11 protein-coding genes and 3 rRNA genes are annotated in these 24,558 nt (G+C 43.1%); 2 read left to right on the forward strand and 12 right to left on the reverse strand.

Features of this window, described 5'->3' with window-relative positions; all coding sequences use genetic code 11:
* The first annotated feature begins 91 nt into the window (after nucleotides 1-91).
* Entirely contained in the window at nucleotides 92-616 is a 525-nt protein-coding gene (gene yjgA, locus PTUN_RS16465) for a ribosome biogenesis factor YjgA (protein ID WP_009840698.1), read from the forward strand.
* Between the two features lie 9 nt (nucleotides 617-625).
* Entirely contained in the window at nucleotides 626-3,172 is a 2,547-nt protein-coding gene (locus PTUN_RS16470; protein WP_009840699.1) for a hypothetical protein, read from the forward strand.
* A gap of 719 nt (nucleotides 3,173-3,891) precedes the next feature.
* Here the strand turns inward: PTUN_RS16470 and rrf are convergent.
* From rrf to rplA, 12 genes are all read right to left on the reverse strand, one after another.
* Nucleotides 3,892-4,006: ribosomal RNA gene (rrf, locus tag PTUN_RS16475) — 5S ribosomal RNA — on the reverse strand.
* Between the two features lie 130 nt (nucleotides 4,007-4,136).
* Nucleotides 4,137-7,025: ribosomal RNA gene (locus PTUN_RS16480) — 23S ribosomal RNA — on the reverse strand.
* Between the two features lie 271 nt (nucleotides 7,026-7,296).
* Nucleotides 7,297-8,838, reverse strand: a 16S ribosomal RNA gene (locus PTUN_RS16485).
* The 16S, 23S and 5S rRNA genes sit together here, the layout of an rRNA operon.
* Before the next feature lie 693 nt (nucleotides 8,839-9,531).
* On the reverse strand, nucleotides 9,532-10,716 hold the full coding sequence (gene tuf, locus PTUN_RS16490; RefSeq protein ID WP_009840797.1) for an elongation factor Tu: 1,185 nt from the start codon (nucleotides 10,714-10,716) through the stop codon (nucleotides 9,532-9,534).
* Between the two features lie 54 nt (nucleotides 10,717-10,770).
* Nucleotides 10,771-12,894, reverse strand: a complete 2,124-nt coding sequence (gene fusA, locus PTUN_RS16495; RefSeq protein WP_009840796.1) for an elongation factor G — start codon at nucleotides 12,892-12,894, stop codon at nucleotides 10,771-10,773.
* A 27-nt stretch (nucleotides 12,895-12,921) separates the two neighbouring features.
* Nucleotides 12,922-13,392 (reverse strand): 30S ribosomal protein S7, encoded by a 471-nt coding sequence (gene rpsG, locus PTUN_RS16500; protein WP_009840795.1) that lies wholly within the window; start codon nucleotides 13,390-13,392, stop codon nucleotides 12,922-12,924.
* Between the two features lie 94 nt (nucleotides 13,393-13,486).
* Nucleotides 13,487-13,861 (reverse strand): 30S ribosomal protein S12, encoded by a 375-nt coding sequence (gene rpsL / locus PTUN_RS16505; protein ID WP_009840794.1) that lies wholly within the window; start codon nucleotides 13,859-13,861, stop codon nucleotides 13,487-13,489.
* A gap of 170 nt (nucleotides 13,862-14,031) precedes the next feature.
* The gene (rpoC, locus tag PTUN_RS16510) at nucleotides 14,032-18,213 is read right to left on the reverse strand and encodes a DNA-directed RNA polymerase subunit beta' (protein ID WP_009840793.1); all 4,182 of its coding nucleotides are present in this window, start codon (nucleotides 18,211-18,213) and stop codon (nucleotides 14,032-14,034) included.
* 92 nt (nucleotides 18,214-18,305) lie between these two features.
* Nucleotides 18,306-22,331, reverse strand: a complete 4,026-nt coding sequence (gene rpoB, locus PTUN_RS16515) for a DNA-directed RNA polymerase subunit beta (RefSeq protein WP_009840792.1) — start codon at nucleotides 22,329-22,331, stop codon at nucleotides 18,306-18,308.
* Between the two features lie 259 nt (nucleotides 22,332-22,590).
* Nucleotides 22,591-22,953, reverse strand: coding sequence for a 50S ribosomal protein L7/L12 (gene rplL / locus PTUN_RS16520; RefSeq protein WP_009840791.1), 363 nt, complete (start codon nucleotides 22,951-22,953; stop codon nucleotides 22,591-22,593).
* A gap of 84 nt (nucleotides 22,954-23,037) precedes the next feature.
* Complete coding sequence (gene rplJ, locus PTUN_RS16525; protein WP_009840790.1) at nucleotides 23,038-23,532, reverse strand: 50S ribosomal protein L10; 495 nt, start codon at nucleotides 23,530-23,532, stop codon at nucleotides 23,038-23,040.
* Between the two features lie 317 nt (nucleotides 23,533-23,849).
* Nucleotides 23,850-24,554, reverse strand: a complete 705-nt coding sequence (gene rplA / locus PTUN_RS16530; RefSeq protein ID WP_009840789.1) for a 50S ribosomal protein L1 — start codon at nucleotides 24,552-24,554, stop codon at nucleotides 23,850-23,852.
* Between the last annotated feature and the right edge of the window lie 4 nt (nucleotides 24,555-24,558).

The raw sequence follows: 24,558 nt of genomic DNA on the forward strand, positions 1-24,558 counted from the left end.
TAAAGCCGTCTATCTATGAGAAATAAACCCAAGCAGTTGATATAATCTTTTTATTCCAATTGAATATTTACCAGCAAGCGAGCTCGGATTTATGCCCAAAAAAAATGCCAACAAAGTAATTGATGAAGATATTATTTTTATCTCAAAAAGTGAGTTAAAACGTGAGGCTCATGAAGCACACGAATTAGCAGGAAAAATTTGTGCTTTAAATAAAAAGCAACGCGAAAAACTCCCTTTAAATGAAGATTTAAAAGAAGCGCTGGTGCTTGCAGATAAAATCAATAATAAAACCGAAGCGTATCGTCGCCATTTAAACTTTGTTGGTAAACAAGTTCGTTTAGCTGAGAATCTTGAAGACATTAAAACTGCTCTAAATTCTATTTTAGATAAAGGCAGTGAATCAATCGTCATTTTCCATAAGTTAGAACGTACTCGAGACCAAGTTATTGAACTAGGTGATAAAAAAATTGATGAGTTAGTTTTACAATATGCTAATTTAGATAGACAAAAACTTCGTCAACTCGCACGCTTAGCCAAAAAAGAACAAGATAGTGGCAAGCCAGGAAAATTTTATCGTGAGTTGTTCCAATATTTAAAAGAGTATATTCACAACTAAGGGATATAAATGATCGACACTCGACATTGCTTAAGCTTATTAGCTCTTTGTGTATTAACCGCCTGTAACGGGTCATCTGGTAAAAATGATGTTATCACGCCACCAGATCCAAACGCCCCAGTCAGTATCGCTTTAACACTCCTTGATGAAAATTGCTTAGCAGTGTCAGCTCCAAGCTTTAAGGCCGGAGAAACTGTCTGCGTTAAAGCAAACTTAACCCGCAACAATCAAGTTGTAGCGAATACTGCGGTAAATTTTTCCACCCCACTTGGAAATTTATCACAAAGCTCAAAGCTCACTGACGAACAAGGTATTGCACAAATATTTTTAACCAGTGAATTAAGTAATGTAGGTGCCGCAACCTTTAATGCAACCGCGCAAGGTGTAAGCGTTGATAAAGATTATGAATTTATTAACAACGACACCGTCGGGTCACAACTACCTGAACTGAATATCGCAATGCTTAAAGATGGTATTGCTAACAACCGTTTTCGCCAAGGTGAAGCGGTAAAAGTACAAGTGACGCTCACTTCAGCACAGGGTGAACCACTCGAAAATGAAATTGTTAAATTTAATGCCGAGTTAGGCACGCTTTCAGCACCATCGGGCTTAACGAATGAGCAAGGGATAACATCTATTGATTTAGCAGCAGCTAGCGATAATGCGGTTGGTGCGTCTTCAATGACTATCAGTTATCAAAATGTCGATCAAACCAGTAGTATCAATCAAAGTTTTAACTACCAAATTTTAAGCAAAGATGTCATTGATACTCCGCAAGTACAAGCTGGCTACTTTGATCAAAATAATAACTTCGTCGCCAATCAACTTGGTATCACTTTGGCAAAAAACGAAGACCAAAGTGTTGATTTAAGTGCTGGCGGCACGCTTGGACTTAAGATTGCCCTAATTGATGCAAGCGGAAAGCGCATTCAAACTCCAACTGCGATTTCATTTAGCTCAAGTTGTGTAAATAATGAAAAAGCAAACATCGATGCCCAAGTATTAACTATCAACGGTGAAGCCGCTGCAACTTATGAAGACATCAGCTGCGCCGGCAGTCAAGGAAACCAAGACCAAATTATTGCCAGTGTAAATAGTAATGGCGAAACCATCACCCTTAGTCAAAACATTAATTTAAAAGCTGAATCACTTGGCGCAATTGAATTTATTGCTGCAGAGCCCGAATCTATTGTATTAAAAGGAACGGGTGGACAAGGTAAACAAGAAATATCAACTTTAACCTTTTTGGTTAAAAGTCGCTTAGGTAACCCGCTGGCTCAACAAGAAGTAACATTTAGTCTCGATAGTGACTTAGGTAATTTAACGCTGTTTCCTGCAACCGCTTTTACCAACTCTAGAGGTGAAGTTGGCACCAAAGTAACAGCAGGAAATGTGCCTACCGCTGTTAGAGTAACTGCTACAGCTAAAACAGAGAATGATGAAATAGTTCAGACCCAATCTGACTTGTTATCAGTCAATACTGGCCTTGCTGACCAAAACAGCTTTACTCTTTCGGCGCAAACCCTCAATCCAGAGGCTGATTCAATTAATGGCGTCAGCGTCCCTGTTAGCGTTTGGCTGGCAGATAGTTTTAATAACCCTGTGCCCGATGGCACTACCATCAATTTCACTACTGAAGGCGGATTAATCACCCCATCATGTCAAACCAATAATGGCAGCTGCCAAGTAACATGGCGCAGCGCTGAACCTAAAGTCTATAACCATCGTATTACGATTTTGGCCACAGCGATTGGTCACGAAACATTTTTTGATACCAATGGTAACAACGTATTTGATGATTCTGACGGTACCGCCAAAGTAAATGCTCTTGTTTCAAGTGGATTTGGTCGCTCTGAGTACTTACCGTCTGGCTTTATTGATATGCCTGAAGCATGGCGAGATGATAACGAAAATTTAGTACGTGATAACGGTGAATTATTTTTAGACTTTGATCGCAATAATGCGATGGATATCACTGACAATAACTACAGCATACAAGATGGAAAATTTAATGGTCCACAGTGCATCAGTACAAATAATTGTGGATCTTCGGTAAACCATTCAATCAACGTCAGAAAAGCGATTAAGCTTATCATGGCGTCATCTGAAAGCCTCTATTCGCTTTATGAGACCAGTGTTCGAAATCCACTTTTGAGTAATTATGCCGGTGAATCAGCTACGGGCACCATAAATAGTATTGCTCGCAACGCCACTCGCACGTACCAACTTTATTTTGCCGATACCGCATTACAAACCATGCCAATTGGTACCACGGTTGCAGTAACTTCGAGCAAAGGATCAATCTCAGGCACAAGTAGCTTTACTGTCGCAAATACTATTGGGACTAACCGAGCTATTAGTGAAGCGCAATTGAATGCGAATATCAGCTTCAAAGATGCGATAAATAATGGCTTATTTGGTGGCCAAGTATTGAGTTTTGCAATTCAAAATGACTTAGGTGCAACATCCCCAAGCACAGAAACCATTTTGACAGTTAAAATCACTGCAGCAAGCGGAATTGAGACTAGCTCGCTTATCAGTATTCCTCTGCTTTAAACATATAATCCTAGAGCCTCACAGTGAGGCTCGATCATTCCTTATTTAACATTCCATGCTATCAATTCGATTGCTTTTTACTGATATAATTTATCTATTATTTCCTTAAATTGCATCAGTATAAACTTTCATCTGATACGAGCTCCTTAAGAATGACTTGGATGAAGTGGAAAGCAGATCGAAATCCTTCAAACCGTAATTGCTTAGATATGGTTATTTATCTAGCTTAGTTTGTCCAAATACAAAACAACGCTCTCATTTACCCCTTTGTAAATAAAGCCTACATTTAAGCTAGATATCGAAAATCATAATAGAAGGACATCACGCTATAATGGTTTTTGATAGCGCCTTTGCTATAAACATAATCTGGCGATATCTCTAAACAATAGTCTTCGGTAAGACTCCATTGATAAAATTGCTCCCCTCTCCACTTAGGCTAACTTTGATAGCACAAATTTAGCCAAGGCTTACACATCAGTGCCTATTTTGCTAAGCATCTCCAAGACTATGAAGCGATTTTAAACATGTTTCAATAGCTTGGAACGACCTAATTTATGTAGCTCATAGATTAAATACTATGTGTACAAGGAAGTGGATTAGTTGGTTTTAATCTTTGAGTAGATGGATTATAGATAGGTGTATTTTTAAATTTTGGATTAAAAATCATTTTTCCAAAAAGCAAAAAGGCTCTGATTTCTCAGAGCCTTCTTTAAATTAGAACCTGGCGATGTCCTACTCTCACATGGGTAACCCCACACTACCATCGGCGCTGTTTCGTTTCACTACTGAGTTCGGAATGGGATCAGGTGGGTCCAAAACGCTATTGTCACCAAGCAAATCTGGTTCGTTAATCGCCTTGGCAATTAACTAAAATTCGGAAGGCTGATTTCAAATTCGTCTACTTCAGTGCTATTTAACTTCTTGCTTGTTCTTCAGTGCTTCATACAAACCACTTTGGCGTTGTATGGTTAAGCCTCACGGGTAATTAGTATTGGTTAGCTTAACGCCTCACAGCGCTTCCACACCCAACCTATCAACGTTGTAGTCTCCAACGGCCCTTCAGAGAGCTTATAGCTCTAGTGAGAACTCATCTCGAGGCTCGCTTCGCGCTTAGATGCTTTCAGCGCTTATCGATTCCGAACGTAGCTACCGGGCAGTGCCATTGGCATGACAACCCGAACACCAGCGGTTCGTTCACTCCGGTCCTCTCGTACTAGGAGCAACCCCTCTCAATTCTCAAACGCCCACGGCAGATAGGGACCGAACTGTCTCACGACGTTCTAAACCCAGCTCGCGTACCACTTTAAATGGCGAACAGCCATACCCTTGGGACCGACTTCAGCCCCAGGATGTGATGAGCCGACATCGAGGTGCCAAACACCGCCGTCGATATGAACTCTTGGGCGGTATCAGCCTGTTATCCCCGGAGTACCTTTTATCCGTTGAGCGATGGCCCTTCCATTCAGAACCACCGGATCACTATGACCTACTTTCGTACCTGCTCGACTTGTCCGTCTCGCAGTTAAGCTTGCTTCTACCATTACACTAACCGTACGATGTCCGACCGTACTTAGCAAACCTTCGTGCTCCTCCGTTACTCTTTAGGAGGAGACCGCCCCAGTCAAACTACCCACCAGGCACTGTCCGCAATCCCGATTAGGGACCTACGTTAGAACATCAAAACTACAAGGGTGGTATTTCAAGGACGACTCCACAAGAACTAGCGTTCCTGCTTCAAAGTCTCCCACCTATCCTACACATGTAGGTTCAATGTTCAGTGCCAAGCTATAGTAAAGGTTCACGGGGTCTTTCCGTCTAGCCGCGGGTACACAGCATCTTCACTGCGATTTCAATTTCACTGAGTCTCGGGTGGAGACAGCGTGGCCATGATTACGCCATTCGTGCAGGTCGGAACTTACCCGACAAGGAATTTCGCTACCTTAGGACCGTTATAGTTACGGCCGCCGTTTACCGGGGCTTCGATCAAGAGCTTCGCGTTGCCGCTAACCCCATCAATTAACCTTCCGGCACCGGGCAGGCGTCACACCGTATACGTCATCTTGCGATTTTGCACAGTGCTGTGTTTTTAATAAACAGTTCCAGCCACCTGGTTACTGTGACTGCCAATAGCTCCGGGAGCAAGTCCCTTCACCATCAGCAGCGTACCTTCTCCCGAAGTTACGGTACTATTTTGCCTAGTTCCTTCACCCGAGTTCTCTCAAGCGCCTTAGTATTCTCTACCTGACCACCTGTGTCGGTTTGGGGTACGATTCTTCATGAACTGAAGCTTAGAGGATTTTCCTGGAAGTATGGCATCAACAACTTCACTACCGTAGTAGCTCGTCTCGTATCTCAGTCTTAAGGAAACCCGGATTTACCTAAGTCTCCAACCTACTTACTTTCACATGGACAACCAACGCCATGCCTGCCTAGCCTGCTCCGTCTCCCCATCGCATTCATGCCGAGTACGGGAATATTAACCCGTTTCCCATCGACTACGCGTTTCCGCCTCGCCTTAGGGGTCGACTCACCCTACCCTGATTAACATGGGATAGGAACCCTTGGTCTTCCGGCGTGGGAGTTTTTCACTCCCATTATCGTTACTTATGTCAGCATTCGCACTTCTGATACCTCCAGCAACCCTCTCGAATCACCTTCAACGGCTTACAGAACGCTCCCCTACCCCGCATACAAAGTACGCAGGCGCATCTTCGGTGGTATGTTTAGCCCCGTTACATCTTCCGCGCAGACCGACTCGACCAGTGAGCTATTACGCTTTCTTTAAAGGATGGCTGCTTCTAAGCCAACCTCCTGGCTGTCTGGGCCTTTCCACATCGTTTCCCACTTAACATACACTTTGGGACCTTAGATGGCGCTCTGGGTTGTTTCCCTCTTCACGACGGACGTTAGCACCCGCCGTGTGTCTCCCGGATAGTACTTTACGGTATTCGGAGTTTGCAAAGGGTTGGTAAGTCGGGATGACCCCCTAGCCTTAACAGTGCTCTACCCCCGTAAGTATTCGTCCGAGGCTCTACCTAAATAGATTTCGGGGAGAACCAGCTATCTCCCGGTTTGATTAGCCTTTCACTCCTAGCCACAAGTCATCCCCTAACTTTTCAACGTTAGTGGGTTCGGTCCTCCAGTTGATGTTACTCAACCTTCAACCTGCCCATGGCTAGATCACCGGGTTTCGGGTCTATACCTTGCAACTATACGCCCAGTTAAGACTCGGTTTCCCTACGGCTCCCCTAATTGGTTAACCTCGCTACAAAATATAAGTCGCTGACCCATTATACAAAAGGTACGCAGTCACACCACGAAGGTGCTCCTACTGCTTGTACGTACACGGTTTCAGGTTCTATTTCACTCCCCTCACAGGGGTTCTTTTCGCCTTTCCCTCACGGTACTGGTTCACTATCGGTCAGTTGGGAGTATTTAGCCTTGGAGGATGGTCCCCCCATATTCAGTCAAGATAACACGTGTCCCGACCTACTCGATTTCACTTACTATAGATTTTCGTGTACGGGGCTATCACCCTGTGCCGCTGTCCTTTCCAGAACATTCCACTAATCACAAATAAACTTAAGGGCTGCTCCGGTTTCGCTCGCCGCTACTTCCGGAATCTCGGTTGATTTCTTTTCCTACGGGTACTTAGATGTTTCAGTTCTCCGCGTTCGCCTCATATAGCTATGTATTCACTATATGATAGTGAGTAAACTCACTGGGTTTCCCCATTCGGAAATCCTAGTCTCAAGCGCCTTTTACTAGCTTGACTAGGCTTATCGCAAGTTAATACGTCCTTCATCGCCTCCAACTGCCAAGGCATCCACCGTGTACGCTTAGTCACTTAACCATACAACCCAAAATAGTTTGAGTTATACATAAAGGACTGATTTAAACTTCGCCAGAAGTTAAATATTGAATACTAAAGTAGACACCAATCACATCTTTCGATGCAAATGGCATAATTTTACTTTTGAAAACTCTTTCAAATCTTTCGATTCAAAGAATTTTTTCTATCAGCTTTCCAAATTTTTAAAGAGCAATATTAATTAAACAGCCTAAGCCGTTTAACTAACAATCATCTGTGTGGACACTGCGAACAAATCAGTTCTAAATCGTGATAAGGAGGTGATCAAGCCCCAGGTTCCCCTAGGGCTACCTTGTTACGACTTCACCCCAGTCATGAATCACACCGTGGTAACCGCCCTCCCGAAGGTTAAGCTAGCTACTTCTGGTGCAACCCACTCCCATGGTGTGACGGGCGGTGTGTACAAGGCCCGGGAACGTATTCACCGCAACATTCTGATTTGCGATTACTAGCGATTCCGACTTCATGGAGTCGAGTTGCAGACTCCAATCCGGACTACGACGAGCTTTAAGGGATTCGCTCACTATCGCTAGCTTGCTGCCCTCTGTACTCGCCATTGTAGCACGTGTGTAGCCCTACACGTAAGGGCCATGATGACTTGACGTCGTCCCCACCTTCCTCCGGTTTATCACCGGCAGTCTCCTTAGAGTTCCCGACATTACTCGCTGGCAACTAAGGATAGGGGTTGCGCTCGTTGCGGGACTTAACCCAACATCTCACAACACGAGCTGACGACAGCCATGCAGCACCTGTCTCAGAGTTCCCGAAGGCACAAAGCTATCTCTAGCGATTTCTCTGGATGTCAAGTGTAGGTAAGGTTCTTCGCGTTGCATCGAATTAAACCACATGCTCCACCGCTTGTGCGGGCCCCCGTCAATTCATTTGAGTTTTAACCTTGCGGCCGTACTCCCCAGGCGGTCTACTTAATGCGTTAGCTTTGAAAAAGTTGTCCGAGGACCCCAGCTTCTAGTAGACATCGTTTACGGCGTGGACTACCAGGGTATCTAATCCTGTTTGCTCCCCACGCTTTCGTACATGAGCGTCAGTGTTGACCCAGGTGGCTGCCTTCGCCATCGGTATTCCTTCAGATCTCTACGCATTTCACCGCTACACCTGAAATTCTACCACCCTCTATCACACTCTAGTTGACCAGTTCGAAATGCAGTTCCCAGGTTGAGCCCGGGGCTTTCACATCTCGCTTAATCAACCGCCTGCGTACGCTTTACGCCCAGTAATTCCGATTAACGCTCGCACCCTCCGTATTACCGCGGCTGCTGGCACGGAGTTAGCCGGTGCTTCTTCTGTCAGTAACGTCACAGCTACGTTCTATTAAAACGTAACCTTTCCTCCTGACTGAAAGTGCTTTACAACCCGAAGGCCTTCTTCACACACGCGGCATGGCTGCATCAGGCTTTCGCCCATTGTGCAATATTCCCCACTGCTGCCTCCCGTAGGAGTCTGGACCGTGTCTCAGTTCCAGTGTGGCTGATCATCCTCTCAAACCAGCTAGAGATCGTTGCCTTGGTGAGCCATTACCTCACCAACTAGCTAATCCCACTTGGGCCAATCTTTAGGCGTGAGGCCCGAAGGTCCCCCACTTTGGTCCGTAGACATCATGCGGTATTAGCAGTCGTTTCCAACTGTTGTCCCCCACCTAAAGGCATGTTCCCAAGCATTACTCACCCGTCCGCCGCTCGTCACCCAAGAAACAAGTTTCTCTGTGCTACCGCTCGACTTGCATGTGTTAGGCCTGCCGCCAGCGTTCAATCTGAGCCATGATCAAACTCTTCAATTAAAAGTTTTTAGTCTTTCGACTGCTCAATGAATTCTGATTTTCGTTTTCACAACCCTTAATAAAAAAAGAAAGTGAAATCAAATTGACTGTATAGCCACTCATTCATTATTGAGACTCTAAATTTTTTGCTTCATTCAAAACCGAAGTTTCGAACTAAGCTGTTAGAACTCAACCTGTACGAGTGCCCACACAGATGATTGCTTAAATTGTTAAAGAACGTTGCAGCGCCAACTCTAAGAGCTTGCTGCGAAGTGGAGCGCTATAATAAACGCTTCACTTTTCAAGTCAAGACTTAATTTTAAATTCTTTCGAAGCAAACTAAGTTTTACTTAACTCTCTGACTCAACCCTCATACCCCGCTAGGTGTGGTGTGCTGCCGTGTCAGTGGGGTCGCATTATAGGGAGATCCTTTTTTTGATCAAGCTTTATTTCAAATAAAATGTAAAAAAGATCGTTTTAGGTCTAAATTCAATCGAAAAGGCTAAAAAACAAACTTAAATGAAGAATTCAGTAGTATTTATTGCTGCTTACTGAATTTTTTACCTATGAATAGCCAATGTTTTACATGCTAATTAAATTGTAAAGCGACCAAAATCGCTACTAATTGAGCAAATAAATCTGGAACATCTAAAAACACAATAAAAAAAGGCCGCTTGCGCGACCTTCTATCGTAATTCGTTAGCTGACTAACTATTACTCGATGATTTGTGCTACTACACCAGCACCTACTGTACGGCCACCCTCACGGATTGCGAAACGTAAGCCTTCGTTCATCGCGATTGGGCAGATTAACTCTACTGTCATCTTGATGTTGTCGCCTGGCATTACCATTTCTACGCCTTCTGGTAACTCTACATTACCTGTTACGTCTGTTGTACGGAAGTAGAACTGTGGACGGTAACCTTTGAAGAATGGTGTATGACGACCACCTTCGTTTTTGCTTAATACGTATACTTCTGATACGAATTTTGTGTGTGGCGTGATTGAACCTGGTTTTGCTAATACTTGACCACGTTCTACGTCTTCACGTTTAGTTCCACGTAACAATGCACCAATGTTCTCACCAGCACGACCTTCGTCTAGTAATTTACGGAACATTTCTACACCAGTACAAGTAGTAATTACTGTATCTTTGATACCGATGATTGCTACTTCGTTACCTACGTTTACGATACCCGCTTCTACACGACCTGTTACTACTGTACCACGGCCTTGGATTGAGAATACGTCTTCGATAGGCATGATGAATGGCTTATCAATTGCACGCTCTGGCTCTGGAATGTAAGAATCTAAAGCTGCTGCCAACTCAAGAATTTTCTCTTCCCATGCCGCATCGCCTTCTAACGCTCTTAATGCAGAACCTTGGATTAGTGGTAAATCATCACCTGGGAAATCATACTCAGACAATAATTCACGTACTTCCATCTCTACTAATTCTAGTAACTCTTCATCATCAACCATGTCACATTTGTTCATGAATACGATGATGTAAGGTACGCCTACTTGGCGAGATAAAAGGATGTGCTCACGTGTTTGTGGCATTGGACCATCTGTTGCAGCTACAACTAGGATAGCGCCGTCCATTTGTGCAGCACCAGTGATCATGTTTTTAACATAGTCAGCATGGCCTGGGCAGTCTACGTGTGCGTAGTGACGTGATGGTGTATCATACTCAACGTGTGATGTATTGATTGTGATACCGCGCTCGCGCTCTTCTGGAGCGTTATCGATTGAGGCGAAATCTTTTGCTTGACCACCGTAATGCTTCGCTAATACGTTTGTGATTGCTGCAGTTAGAGTTGTTTTACCGTGGTCAACGTGGCCGATTGTACCTACGTTTACGTGCGGTTTTGTACGTTGAAACTTTTCTTTTGCCATTTTTAAAAATTCCTATAAAGAAATTAAAGTCCGATCCAAACAGATCGGACCGAACTAAAATTGCTTAACAGCGCGAGCTGTAATTATTGCATCTGCGACATTTTTGGCAGCTTCGCTATATTTTATAAATTCCATAGCGTATGAAGCACGACCTTGTGTTGCAGAGCGGAGATCAGTTGCATAACCAAACATCTCAGATAATGGCACAAGTGCATTGATTTGTCTCAATCCGCCTGGCGCATTTTCCATACCTTCGATTAAACCTCGGCGACGATTTAAGTCACCTACAACATCACCCATGTTGTCTTCAGGTGTGATTACTTCAACTTTCATTATTGGCTCAAGTAATACAGGGCTTGCGTCAAGCGCACCCTTCCTAAAGCCCATAGAACCTGCGATTTTGAATGCCAATTCATTTGAATCTACATCATGGAATGAACCATCAAATAGCGTCACTTTGACACCCAACAAAGGGAACCCAGCCAATACGCCATTGCGCATTTGCTCTTGAATACCTTTATCTACCGCCGGTATATATTCTTTTGGTATAACGCCACCTACGACTGCATTAACAAACTCGTAAGTTGGGGCTTCATCATCTTCGATTGCAAGCGGTTCAATTTTTAGCCATACATGACCAAACTGACCTCTACCACCAGATTGACGAATAAACTTGCCTTCAACTTCTACAGTGCCACGGATAGTCTCACGGTAAGATACCTGAGGTTTACCTACATTGCACGAGACGCTGAACTCACGTTTCATTCGATCAACAATGATATCTAAATGAAGTTCCCCCATACCAGAGATGATAGTCTGACCCGATTCTGGATCAGTGCTAACCTTGAATGATGGATCTTCTGCTGCTAGTTTACCTAGCGCAATAGCCATTTTTTCTTGGTCTGCAATTGTTCTTGGTTCTACAGCTACCGAAATTACTGGCTCAGGAAAATCCATGCGCTCTAATGTAATAATGGCATCCGGTGAACAAAGAGTATCACCTGTGGTCACGTCTTTAAGACCGATAGCAGCCGCGATGTCACCAGCGCGAACTTCTTTGATTTCTTCACGTGCATTGGCATGCATTTGAACGATTCGACCTAGGCGCTCACGTTTACCCTTGATAGGGTTATAAACGGCATCACCTTGATTTACTACGCCCGAATACACTCGGAAGAAAGTCAATGTACCTACAAATGGATCTGTTGCAATTTTAAAGGCAAGAGCAGAAAAAGGTGCATCATCTTGTGCCGGTCGAACTGCCTCGGTAACATCATCTTCAAGGATACCTTGAATTTCTTTTACCTCAGTTGGCGACGGCATATAATCAATAACCGCATCTAATACTGCTTGAACACCTTTATTTTTGAATGCAGAACCACAAGTCATTGGCACTATCTCTCCAGCAAGCGTACGCTTACGGATAGCTAACTTGATTTCTTCTTCGCTTAATTCTTCACCTTCGAGGTATTTATCCATCAGCTCTTCGGTTGCTTCGGCAGCACTTTCAACTAAATGAGAGCGCCACTCCTCAGCTAAATCCTGAAGTTCTTCTGGAATATCTTCATAAGTGAAGGTCATGCCCTGGTCCTCTGGGTTCCAGTTTATGGCCTTCATCTTAATTAGATCGACTACCCCTTTGAAGTCTTCCTCTGCGCCAATTGCAATTTGAATTGGCACAGGGTTAGCCCCTAGGCGAGATTTTATCTGCTCAACAACCATGAAGAAGTCGGCACCTGCGCGGTCCATCTTGTTTACGAAGATCATTCGAGGAACTTCGTATTTGTCAGCTTGACGCCAAACCGTTTCGGTTTGCGGCTGGACACCAGATGAAGCACACAAAACAACGACAGCACCATCAAGCACACGCAATGAACGCTCTACTTCAATTGTAAAGTCTACGTGTCCTGGAGTATCAATAATATTGATACGATGATCCGGATATTGACCGTTCATCCCTTTCCAGAAACACGTGGTTGCAGCAGAAGTGATCGTGATACCACGCTCTTGTTCCTGCTCCATCCAGTCCATTGTCGCAGTACCGTTGTGTACTTCACCGATCTTATGAGAAAGACCAGTATAAAAAAGTACACGTTCAGTGGTAGTTGTTTTACCCGCGTCAACGTGGGCGCAAATACCAATATTACGGTAACGCTCAATTGGAGTTATACGTGCCATAATACCCTCTTAAAGACTAAAGGCAGATTACCAACGGTAGTGAGCGAATGCTTTATTCGCTTCAGCCATACGGTGAACGTCTTCACGTTTCTTAACCGCAGTGCCTTTGTTGTCCGACGCATCAAGCATTTCTTGAGCAAGACGAAGACCCATAGATTTCTCACCACGCTTACGCGCAGCATCTACGATCCAACGCATGCCTAAAGCATTACGACGAACTGGACGAACTTCAACTGGTACTTGGTATGTAGAACCACCAACACGGCGAGATTTAACTTCTACCGTTGGGCGTACATTATCAAGAGCAGCTTCAAAGATTTCTAGGTGCGACTTGCCTGATTTCTCAGCAGCCACGTCTAGCGCACCATATACGATTTTTTCAGCAGTTGATTTCTTGCCGTCTAACATTAAAACGTTAACGAATTTAGCAAGAAGTTCTGATCCGAACTTAGGATCAGGAAGAATTTTACGTTGACCTATAACGCGTCTTCTAGGCATTTTGAATCTCCGGTTTCTTCAGGTTCGCTTTTTTGAGCGACTCCCAAAACAATTATTTACAACTTTAAGTGCTTGGCCTTACTAACGGAAATCATTAGTTCTTAGGACGTTTAGCACCGTATTTAGAACGAGCTTGGCGACGAGCACTTACGCCAGCACAGTCTAATGCGCCGCGGATAGTGTGGAAGCGTACACCTGGTAAGTCTTTAACACGACCACCACGGATTAAGATAACGCTATGCTCTTGAAGGTTATGGCCTTCACCGCCGATATATGATGTTACTTCGAAACCATTTGTTAAACGAACACGCGCTACTTTACGTAAAGCTGAGTTTGGTTTCTTTGGTGTAGTTGTATATACACGAGTACATACTCCACGCTTTTGCGGACAAGCTTTTAGCGCGGCAGAGTTGCTTTTTACAACCTTACTGCGACGTGGCTTGCGCACTAGCTGGTTGATAGTTGCCATTAAATAGCTCCTAGTTAATTAAAATCTACTGAAAAAAAAATCCGCCCTAAATTTCATTAGCGAAATATAGGGTGGCGGAATTTTAATGAGCAAAGTTTGACCTGTCAACCATAACAACACATATAGCAGTATTTAACTGCTATATGTGACCTTAATGTAAATTAAGATGCTTAGTTGTTACCAGATAGGTCTGCGTTTAATGCGTCAGTTAATGCTTGAGTTGCCTCTTCTGCACTAACTGTTTGCTCTTCAACATTTGAAGCATTATCACGCAGTTTACGACGCTTGATACGCTCTTGATGATACGCAAAACCGGTACCGGCTGGGATCAAACGACCCACGATTACGTTTTCTTTCAAGCCTCGTAGCTCATCGCTCTTACCATTTACAGCAGCGTCAGTCAGGACTCGAGTTGTTTCCTGGAATGATGCAGCAGAAATGAAAGATTCTGTTGCAAGTGATGCCTTAGTGATACCCATTAGCTGAATTTCAAATTTAGCTGGGATTTTGCCTTCGGTTTCTAAGCGGCGGTTTGCAATGTTAACACGTGCAACCTCAACTTGTTCACCCGCAAGGAACTCACTATGACCACCATCAATGATTAAACATTTACGTAACATCTGACGAATAATCGTTTCGATGTGCTTATCATTGATTTTTACGCCTTGTAAACGATAAACATCTTGTACTTCGTTAACGATGTAGTTTGCAACATCGGTTACGCCACGAAGACGTAGGATGTCGTGTGGTGACTCAGGACCATCGGCGATAACCTCACCTTTAGACACTTGTTCACCCTCAAACACGTTAAGAGTACGCCATTTCGGGATCATCTCTTCGTATGCTTCACCTTCAGCAGGTGTAATTACTAGGCGTTTTTTACCTTTAGTTTCTTTACCGAAACTAATGGCACCTGTAATTTCCGCAAGAATAGCTGGCTCTTTTGGACGACGCGCTTCGAATAGGTCGGCTACGCGTGGTAGACCACCCGTGATATCGCGAGTTTTTGAACCTTCTTGTGGAATACGAGCTAACACGTCACCGGCATTTACCGTTGCACCATCAGTTACTTCAATTGTCGTAAACGATGGTAAGCGAGTTTCTTGTAAACCTGTTTCTTCACTTTCGATGATTAACTTAGGCTCTTTAGCATTAACTTTAGATAGGTCTTTTACAACCACACGAGTTAAGCCTGTCAGCTCATCCGTTTGTGCTTCAGTATTTGAGTCATCAATATCGCTGAACGTAACTTTAGAAACACGCTCAACCACGATTGGGTGACTATGCGGATCCCATGTTGCTACAACATCGCTACCCGCAACTGATGCGCCATCTTGTACTGATAATACGGCACCGTAAGGTACTTTATAACGCTCTTTTTCACGACCGTGATCATCAATAATAGTGATCTCTGTAGAACGTGAAGTGATAACAATTTTGCCATCAGAATTTAATACGTATTTCGCATTGTGAAGCTTTAATGTACCAGGGTTCTTAACTTGTACGCTGTTTTCTGCAGACGCTCGAGATGCCGCACCACCGATGTGGAATGTACGCATCGTAAGCTGTGTACCTGGCTCACCGATTGATTGAGCTGCGATAACACCTACTGATTCACCCGCGTTAATTAAGTGACCACGTGCAAGGTCACGACCGTAACAGTTAGCACATACACCAAAGTCGTTATCACATGTGATAACTGAACGTACACGTACTTCGTCAACTGAGTTATCTTCTAACAGATCACACAGTTTTTCGTTAAGCATCACGTTACGCTCAACAAGTACTTCATTAGTACCTGGTTTTAAAATATCTTCTGCAACCACACGGCCTAATACACGCTCGCGTAGTGGTTCAACAACATCACCACCTTCAATTAGTGGTTTCATTGTTAAGCCATCTTCAGTGCCACAATCGTCTTCATTGATAACTAAATCTTGTGCAACGTCAACTAAACGACGAGTTAAGTAACCCGAGTTAGCTGTTTTAAGTGCTGTATCGGCAAGACCTTTACGCGCACCATGCGTTGAGATGAAGTACTGAAGTACACTTAGACCTTCACGGAAGTTAGCTGTGATTGGTGTCTCGATGATTGAACCATCTGGACGTGCCATTAGACCACGCATACCGGCTAGCTGACGGATCTGAGCCGCACTACCACGTGCGCCTGAGTCGGCCATCATGAATACTGAGTTAAATGAATCTTGTAACTCTTCTTCGCCTTTGGCGTTAATCACTGTATCTTTCGATAAGTTTTCCATCATCGCACGTGATAAGTTTTCATTTACACGTGACCAGATATCGATGACTTTATTGTATTTTTCACCAGCCGTAACAAGACCTGATTGGAATTGTTGGTTGATTTCTGATACTTCATCTTCTGCTGCTTTGATGATTTCAGCTTTCACTGGTGGGATAACCAAATCGTTAATACCGATTGATACACCCGACTTCATCGCATAATGGAAACCGGTATACATCACTTGGTCAGCAAAGATAACTGTATCTTTAAGACCTAGACGACGGTAACACTCATTTAATAAGCCAGAAATTTGCTTTTTACCCATGGCGCGGTTGATTAATTCAAACGGCATACCTTTTGGTAAAATCAACGATAAAATAGCACGGCCGACTGTCGTATCATAAATTGAGATACGATCTTCAACATTACCATCTACATCTTTAATCGTTTCTGTAATACGTACTTTTACTTTTGCATGTAAAGCAGCATTATTTGTTCTGTATGCTTTTTCAGCTTCTTTAGGATCTTTAAATACAGCGCCTTCGCCTAAACCGTTTACACAGTCGCGAGTCATGTAATATAGACCTAAAACAACGTCTTGTGACGGAACAATAATCGGCTCACCATTTGCAGGTGATAGGATGTTATTGGTCGACATCATAAGAGCGCGAGCTTCAAGCTGTGCTTCTAACGTTAACGGTACGTGTACCGCCATTTGGTCACCGTCGAAGTCGGCATTATATGCCGCACATACTAATGGGTGAAGGTGAATTGCTTTACCTTCGATTAGTACTGGTTCGAACGCTTGGATACCCAAACGGTGAAGTGTTGGAGCACGGTTAAGAAGTACTGGATGTTCACGGATAACTTCATCTAAGATATCCCATACTTCAGGTACTTCACGCTCAACCATTTTCTTAGCGGCTTTAATTGTCGTAGCCATGCCACGTAATTCTAACTTGCCATAGATAAATGGTTTAAATAACTCAAGTGCCATCTTCTTAGGAAGACCACACTGATGCAATTTAAGTGTTGGACCTACAGTGATTACCGAACGACCTGAATAATCTACACGTTTACCAAGTAAGTTCTGACGGAAACGACCTTGCTTACCTTTAATCATATCGGCAAGTGATTTAAGAGGACGTTTGTTTGAACCTGTAATCGCGCGACCACGACGACCATTATCAAGTAGCGCATCAACCGCTTCTTGTAACATACGCTTTTCGTTACGTACGATAATGTCTGGTGCCGCTAAATCTAATAAACGCTTAAGACGGTTATTACGGTTAATTACACGACGGTAAAGATCATTTAGATCTGAAGTCGCGAAACGGCCGCCGTCTAATGGTACTAATGGACGTAAATCTGGTGGTAATACCGGAAGTACAGTCATAATCATCCACTCAGGGTTATTGCCTGATTGGTGGAAAGATTCCATTAATTTTAAACGCTTAGTAATTTTCTTACGCTTGGTTTCAGAGTTAATTGTTGGTAACTCTTCACGCATTTCTGCAATTAGTTGTGCTAAATCTAAGTCAGCTAGCAAGTCTAATACTGCTTCTGCACCCATTTTAGCTTCAAACTCATCACCATGCTCTTCAAGTGCATCGAGGTACTCTTCTTCATTAAGAAGTTGACCACGCTCTAATGTTGTCATACCTGGTTCGGTAACAACAAAAGATTCGAAATAAAGTACACGTTCGATATCACGCAAAGTCATATCAAGCATTAAACCAATACGAGACGGTAATGATTTAAGGAACCAAATATGCGCAACTGGGCTTGCCAATTCGATATGACCCATACGGTCACGACGCACTTTAGTTAGCGTAACTTCAACACCACATTTTTCACAAATCACACCACGATGCTTAAGGCGTTTGTACTTGCCACATAAACATTCGTAATCTTTTACTGGGCCGAAAATGCGGGCACAGAATAAGCCGTCACGCTCAGGCTTGAATGTACGGTAGTTGATTGTCTCAGGTTTCTTTACTTCACCGTATGACCATGAACGAACCATATCTGGCGAAGCAAGACCAATTCGAATCGCATCGAACTCTTCGGTCTTATTTTGCTGCTTCAGAAACTTAAGTAAGTCTTTCACCTTAGCTCTCCTGTCGGAGTTTAATCTTGGGGGCGAATTCGCCCCCCCATTCATTTAGTCCGCTAATTGTGCAACTTGCACACTAGTTCGACTTATATCTCTTCCAACTCGATGTTGATACCTAGCGAGCGGATCTCTTTCAACAATACATTGAATGATTCCGGCATACCAGGTTCCATCTGATGGTTACCGTCGACGATGTTCTTATACATCTTAGTACGACCGTTCACATCATCAGACTTAACAGTTAGCATTTCTTGTAATGTGTAGGCAGCACCGTATGCTTCTAGTGCCCATACCTCCATCTCACCGAAACGTTGACCACCGAACTGTGCTTTACCACCCAACGGCTGTTGAGTCACTAAGCTATAAGAACCGGTAGAACGCGCATGCATCTTGTCATCAACTAAGTGGTTAAGTTTTAACATGTACATGTAACCAACAGTTACTTGACGCTCAAACTTATCACCAGTACGGCCATCATAAAGCGTAACCTGACCACTGGTTGGATAACCACCTAACTCAAGCATTTCTTTGATTTCGCTTTCTTTAGCGCCATCGAATGCCGGAGTTGCAATTGGAAGACCACCACGTAAGTGGTGTGCTAAACGACGTACTTCATCATCTGTAAAGGTTGAGATATCTACTTTTTGACGACAATCACCTAAAGAGTAAGCTTTTTGGATGAATTCACGTAATTCATGCAATGCACGCTGCTCTTTGATCATCTCTTCGATACGTTCACCGATACCACGTGCAGCAAGACCCATATGAGTTTCAAGGATCTGACCGATGTTCATACGTGATGGTACACCCAGTGGATTTAGAACGATGTCTACCGTACGACCTTTGTCATCGTATGGCATATCTTCTACTGGCACGATTGTCGAGATAACACCTTTGTTACCGTGACGACCAGCCATCTTATCACCTGGTTGGATACGACGTTTAACGGCTAAATAAACTTTAACGATTTTTAATACGCCAGGTGCTAAATCATCACCTTGGGTAATTTTACGACGTTTAACTTCAAACTTTTTATCGTACTCAGCTTTAAGTTCGTCATATTGAGCTGCAAGTTGCTCTAATTCAGCTTGTTTTTCTTCGTCAGCTAAACTTTGCGTTAATACTTTTTCTGAAGATAAACCTAATAATTTTTCTTCATCAAAGCCAGCACCAACTAATAATTGGCGAGCTCGTGCAACTACACCTGCTTCTAGGATACGGAATTCTTCGTTGAAGTCTTTTTTCGCTTCACGAAGTTGCATATCTTCGATTTCAAGTGCACGTTTATCTTTTTCAACACCATCACGTGTAAAGACTTGTACATCGATTACCGTACCCGTTACAGAGTTTGGTACACGAAGTGAGCTATCTTTAACGTCTGACGCTTTTTCGCCGAAAATAGCGCGAAGTAATTTCTCTTCTGGAGTAAGCTGAGTTTCACCTTTAGGTGTTACTTTACCTACTAGAATATCGCCGCCTTTCACTTCAGCACCGATATAAACAACACCAGATTCATCTAACTTACCTAACGCAGATTCACCTACGTTTGGAATATCAGCTGTGATTTCTTCTGAACCTAATTTAGTGTCACGAGCAATACACTGAAGTTCTTGAATATGGATCGTGGTTAAACGATCTTCTTGAACAACACGCTCAGATAACAAGATAGAATCTTCGAAGTTATAACCATTCCATGGCATGAATGCCACGCGCAAGTTTTGACCTAACGCAAGATCACCTAAATCAGTTGAAGGACCATCAGCTAACACGTCACCACGAGTGACTGGCTCACCAACCATTACCGTAGGCTTTTGGTTGATACACGTGTTTTGGTTAGAACGGGTGTATTTTGTTAAGTTATAAATGTCGATACCCGCTTCGCCGGCAATACGCTCATTTTCATTAACGTTAACAACGATACGGCTCGCATCCGCGTAAGTGACTTGGCCACCACGTTTTGCAACGATCGTTACACCTGAATCTTTTGCTAAAGTCATTTCAATACCGGTACCTACTAACGGCTTATCAGCACGTAATGTAGGAACAGCTTGACGTTGCATGTTTGAACCCATTAATGCACGGTTAGCATCATCGTGTTCAAGGAATGGAATAAGTGCCGCCGCAACAGAAATTACCTGCTGTGGTGATACGTCCATATATTGCATGTCAGTTTTGCCCATAAAGGTTGATTCACCTTTAAAACGGCACGGGATTAAATCTTCTAAAAATTCATTATTTTCATTTAAATTTGCATTCGCCTGAGCGATTACAAAGCGACCTTCTTCGATAGCTGATAAGTAATCAACATCGTCAGTCACAACACCATCAACAACTTTACGATAAGGCGTCTCTAGGAAACCAAATTCGTTCGTACGTGCATAACACGATAACGAGTTGATAAGACCGATGTTTGGTCCCTCTGGTGTTTCGATTGGACATACACGACCGTAGTGAGTAACGTGAACGTCACGTACTTCGAAGCCTGCACGCTCACGCGTTAAACCGCCCGGTCCTAATGCAGAAATACGACGTTTGTGCGTCACTTCTGATAACGGGTTGTTTTGGTCCATGAACTGAGATAACTGTGAAGAACCAAAGAATTCTTTAACAGCAGCAGAAATAGGTTTAGCATTGATTAAATCTTGTGGCATGATTGCATCAAGATCACCTAAGCTTAAACGCTCACGTACAGCACGTTCTACACGAACTAAGCCTACACGGAATTGGTTCTCAGCCATTTCACCAACAGAACGAATACGACGGTTACCTAAATGGTCGATATCATCCACATCACCTTTACCGTTACGAATGTCGATTAATACCTTCATAACTGCAACGATGTCTTCTTTACTTAGTGTGCCGTCACCCGTACCTTCAGGGTTATCAACACGGCTATTGAACTTCATACGACCTACAGTCGATAAGTCATAGCGCTCTTCAGAAAAGAATAAGTTTTGGAATAAAGCTTCTGCAGCATCACGCGTTGGTGGCTCACCAGGACGCATCATACGGTAGATTTCAACTAACGCTTCTAGACGGTTTGTGGTTGAGTCGATACGTAATGTATCTGACATGTAAGCACCACTGTCTACGTCATTGATATAAAGCGTATCAATACGATTGAATCCAGCTTTAACAAGCTCAGCCATTAACTCAAGAGTTAACTCAGCATTTGCCTCAGCGATAATTTCACCGCTGTCTTCGCTGATATAGTTACGCGCAACAACACGACCGATAATATATTCGTGTGGTACTTCTAAACTATTAACTTGTTCTTTTTCTAGTTGTTTAATGTGGCGCGCTGTAATACGGCGACCTTTTTCAACAACTACTTCACCATCGTTATCTTTGATTTCGAATTGTGCAACTTCACCACGTAAACGTGACGGCACTAATTCCATCATGACTTTACCGTTAGCGATTTCAAATGCAGTCGTTTCAAAGAAGATCTTTAAAATCTCTTCATTTGAAAAATCTAATGCACGAAGAATAATACTCGCTGGTAATTTACGACGACGGTCAATACGTACGTATAAATTATCTTTGGCATCAAACTCAAAATCTAACCATGAACCACGGTAAGGAATAACACGTGCATTATAAAGCACTTTTCCAGATGAGTGAGTTTTGCCGCGGTCGTTATCAAAGAATACACCAGGGCTACGGTGTAGCTGAGAAACGATTACACGCTCAGTACCATTGATAACAAAAGTACCGGTATCTGTCATGAGCGGAATTTCGCCCATGTAGACTTCTTGCTCTTTAATGTCTTTAACTGTGCCTGGTGCTTCTTTATCCATTAACACCAAACGCAATTTAACGCGAAGTGGAGCAGAATAAGTCACACCGCGAATTTGACATTCCTTTACATCGAATACTGGCTCGCCAATACGATAACTTACGTATTGTAGCTCAGAATTACCCGAGTAACTTTTAATAGGAAAAACGGAACGGAAAGCAGCTTCCAAGCCGTGATTGCCTTCAGCGTCCGGACTCAAGAATTTCTTGAACGATTCCAACTGTGTCGACAGTAGAAAAGGTATATCTAACACCTGTGGGCGTTTACCAAAATCCTTACGGATACGTTTCTTTTCAGAATAAGAGTAAGCCATGGGGTTCCTCAGCTTGCTGATCTTTGACCCTACCTGCTCCGTATAGAGCAGACTAACTGGCAACTATGCCAAGAATTTGTACAACTTTGTGAACTACTAAATAAAAGAATACTTCATCAACTACGCATGAAATCATTACTTTATTCAGTAGTTTTTTTGCGCTGTAGAATACAACACTCTACAGCGCAAAAAGGCCGGTGATTAAATAATCACCAGCCCTTACCTGAAAAATCAGGCAGGTAACCTAGCAAATGCTAGATTACTTGATCTCAACTTTAGCACCAGCTTCTTCAAGCTCTTTCTTAAGTGCTTCAGCGTCAGCTTTAGAAACGCCTTCTTTAATTGGAGTTGGAGCAGCTTCAACTAAAGCTTTAGCTTCTTTAAGGCCTAAACCTGTAGCAGCACGAACAGCTTTGATAGCACCAACTTTGTTAGCGCCAGCTTCAGCTAGGATAACGTCAAATTCAGTTTTCTCTTCAACAGCTTCAGCAGCAGCAGCAACAACAACACCAGCAGCAGCAGTTACGCCGAATTTTTCTTCCATTGCTTGAACTAGTTCAACAACTTCCATTACAGACATAGCTGCAATCGCGTCAAGGATTTGGTCTTTAGTTACAGACATTTCAAATTTCCTAATTTATATGAATCTTATTAGATAAGACTCTAAAAAATATATTACACCAATAAAAAACAATTGCTTATAAAATTAAGCTGCTTGCTCTTCTTTTTGTACACGTACTGCTTCAATTGTTTTACACAATTTACCAGCAGACGCTTCTTTCATAGCGCTCATTAAGCGTGCAACTGCTTCGTCGTAAGTAGGTAGCTTAGCAAGCATATCTACGTTAACAACTTGGCCATCAAAAGCGGCAACTTTAAGCTCAAATAATTTGTTTTTCTTTGCGAATTCAGAAAAAATACGCGCTGCAGCACCTGGGTGCTCAGAAGAAAAAGCAATTAAGCTTGGACCAACTAATGACTCACTTAAACACTCAAAAGGAGTACCTTCAACCGCACGCTTAGCAAGAGTGTTACGAACAACTCTCATCCAAACGCCAGCTTCACGTGCTTCTTTACGAAGTGCAGTGATTGCGCCAACAGTTACACCACGAGAATCTGCAACAACTGCAGATAGAGCACCTTTGGCAGCTTCTTGAACTTCAGCAACAATTGCTTTTTTGTCTTGAAGATTAATGGCCATGGGTGTTACTCCTGGTTCTAATTAGGGGTTTCCCCCTGTTTACTCTACTTCAACCTAAAATGGTTGAAGATGCTTTTTACGGCGAGAGCCAGAAGATTAGGAAAAATCTATCTGGGGATTCACACCGTCTACGTAGGAAAATTAAGTTTTCAATTACTTGAAAGCACCTACGGTCTTGGACGGAAGCCCAATTTATCGCATCAGCCAATGACCTAGCGAAATTATGGACTTCAACCCGAATTTTTTATTTATTGAAGGTTTAAGTTCAACAAAAATGGTGCGAAATTATAGATTAAATTTTGCACCATGTAAACACTTTAAGCTACGTTTGCAGTTAAAGTTGCTTGATCAACAGCAACACCAGCACCCATAGTCGTAGAGATGGTTACTTTCTTGATGAAAACACCTTTTGCTTGAGAAGGCTTAGCCTTCTTAAGCGCTACGATTAACGCTTCAAGATTTTCTTGAATTTGGTTTGCTTCGAACGTCACTTTACCCAATGTAGTATGGATGATGCCGTTCTTGTCATTACGGTAACGTACTTGACCCGCTTTCGCGTTTTTAACTGCTTCAGCAACATTAGGTGTTACAGTACCAGTTTTTGGATTTGGCATTAAACCACGTGGGCCTAAGATTTGACCTAATTGACCAACAACACGCATAGCGTCTGGTGATGCGATTACTACGTCAAAATTCATCTCGCCTTTTTTAACTAAATCAGCAAGATCTTCCATACCAACTAATTCTGCACCAGCAGCTTTAGCAGCTTCAGCGTTTGCACCTTGAGTGAAAACAGCTACACGTACGTCACGACCTGTACCGTGTGGTAACACTGTAGCACCACGAACGTTTTGGTCTGATTTACGAGCATCGATACCAAGGTTAACAGCAACGTCAACACTTTCAACGAATTTAGCAGTTGCTAATTCTTTTAATAACGCAACTGCGTCATTAATTTCATATTCTTTAGTGCTATCAACTTTGTCACGGATAACACGCATACGTTTAGTAAGTTTAGCCATTTCT

This window comes from Pseudoalteromonas tunicata, assembly GCF_002310815.1.
Taxonomy (GTDB): Bacteria; Pseudomonadota; Gammaproteobacteria; order Enterobacterales; family Alteromonadaceae; genus Pseudoalteromonas; species Pseudoalteromonas tunicata.

What these genes read in the sequence shown, in the direction of transcription:
- yjgA (WP_009840698.1), top strand. Translation starts at nt 92, where the DNA reads ATGCCCAAAAAAAATGCCAACAAAGTAATTGATGAAGATATTATTTTT.
- PTUN_RS16470 (WP_009840699.1), top strand. Translation starts at nt 626, where the DNA reads ATGATCGACACTCGACATTGCTTAAGCTTATTAGCTCTTTGTGTATTA.
- tuf (WP_009840797.1), bottom strand. Translation starts at nt 10,716, where the DNA reads ATGGCAAAAGAAAAGTTTCAACGTACAAAACCGCACGTAAACGTAGGT.
- fusA (WP_009840796.1), bottom strand. Translation starts at nt 12,894, where the DNA reads ATGGCACGTATAACTCCAATTGAGCGTTACCGTAATATTGGTATTTGC.
- rpsG (WP_009840795.1), bottom strand. Translation starts at nt 13,392, where the DNA reads ATGCCTAGAAGACGCGTTATAGGTCAACGTAAAATTCTTCCTGATCCT.
- rpsL (WP_009840794.1), bottom strand. Translation starts at nt 13,861, where the DNA reads ATGGCAACTATCAACCAGCTAGTGCGCAAGCCACGTCGCAGTAAGGTT.
- rpoB (WP_009840792.1), bottom strand. Translation starts at nt 22,331, where the DNA reads ATGGCTTACTCTTATTCTGAAAAGAAACGTATCCGTAAGGATTTTGGT.
- rplL (WP_009840791.1), bottom strand. Translation starts at nt 22,953, where the DNA reads ATGTCTGTAACTAAAGACCAAATCCTTGACGCGATTGCAGCTATGTCT.
- rplJ (WP_009840790.1), bottom strand. Translation starts at nt 23,532, where the DNA reads ATGGCCATTAATCTTCAAGACAAAAAAGCAATTGTTGCTGAAGTTCAA.
- rplA (WP_009840789.1), bottom strand. Translation starts at nt 24,554, where the DNA reads ATGGCTAAACTTACTAAACGTATGCGTGTTATCCGTGACAAAGTTGAT.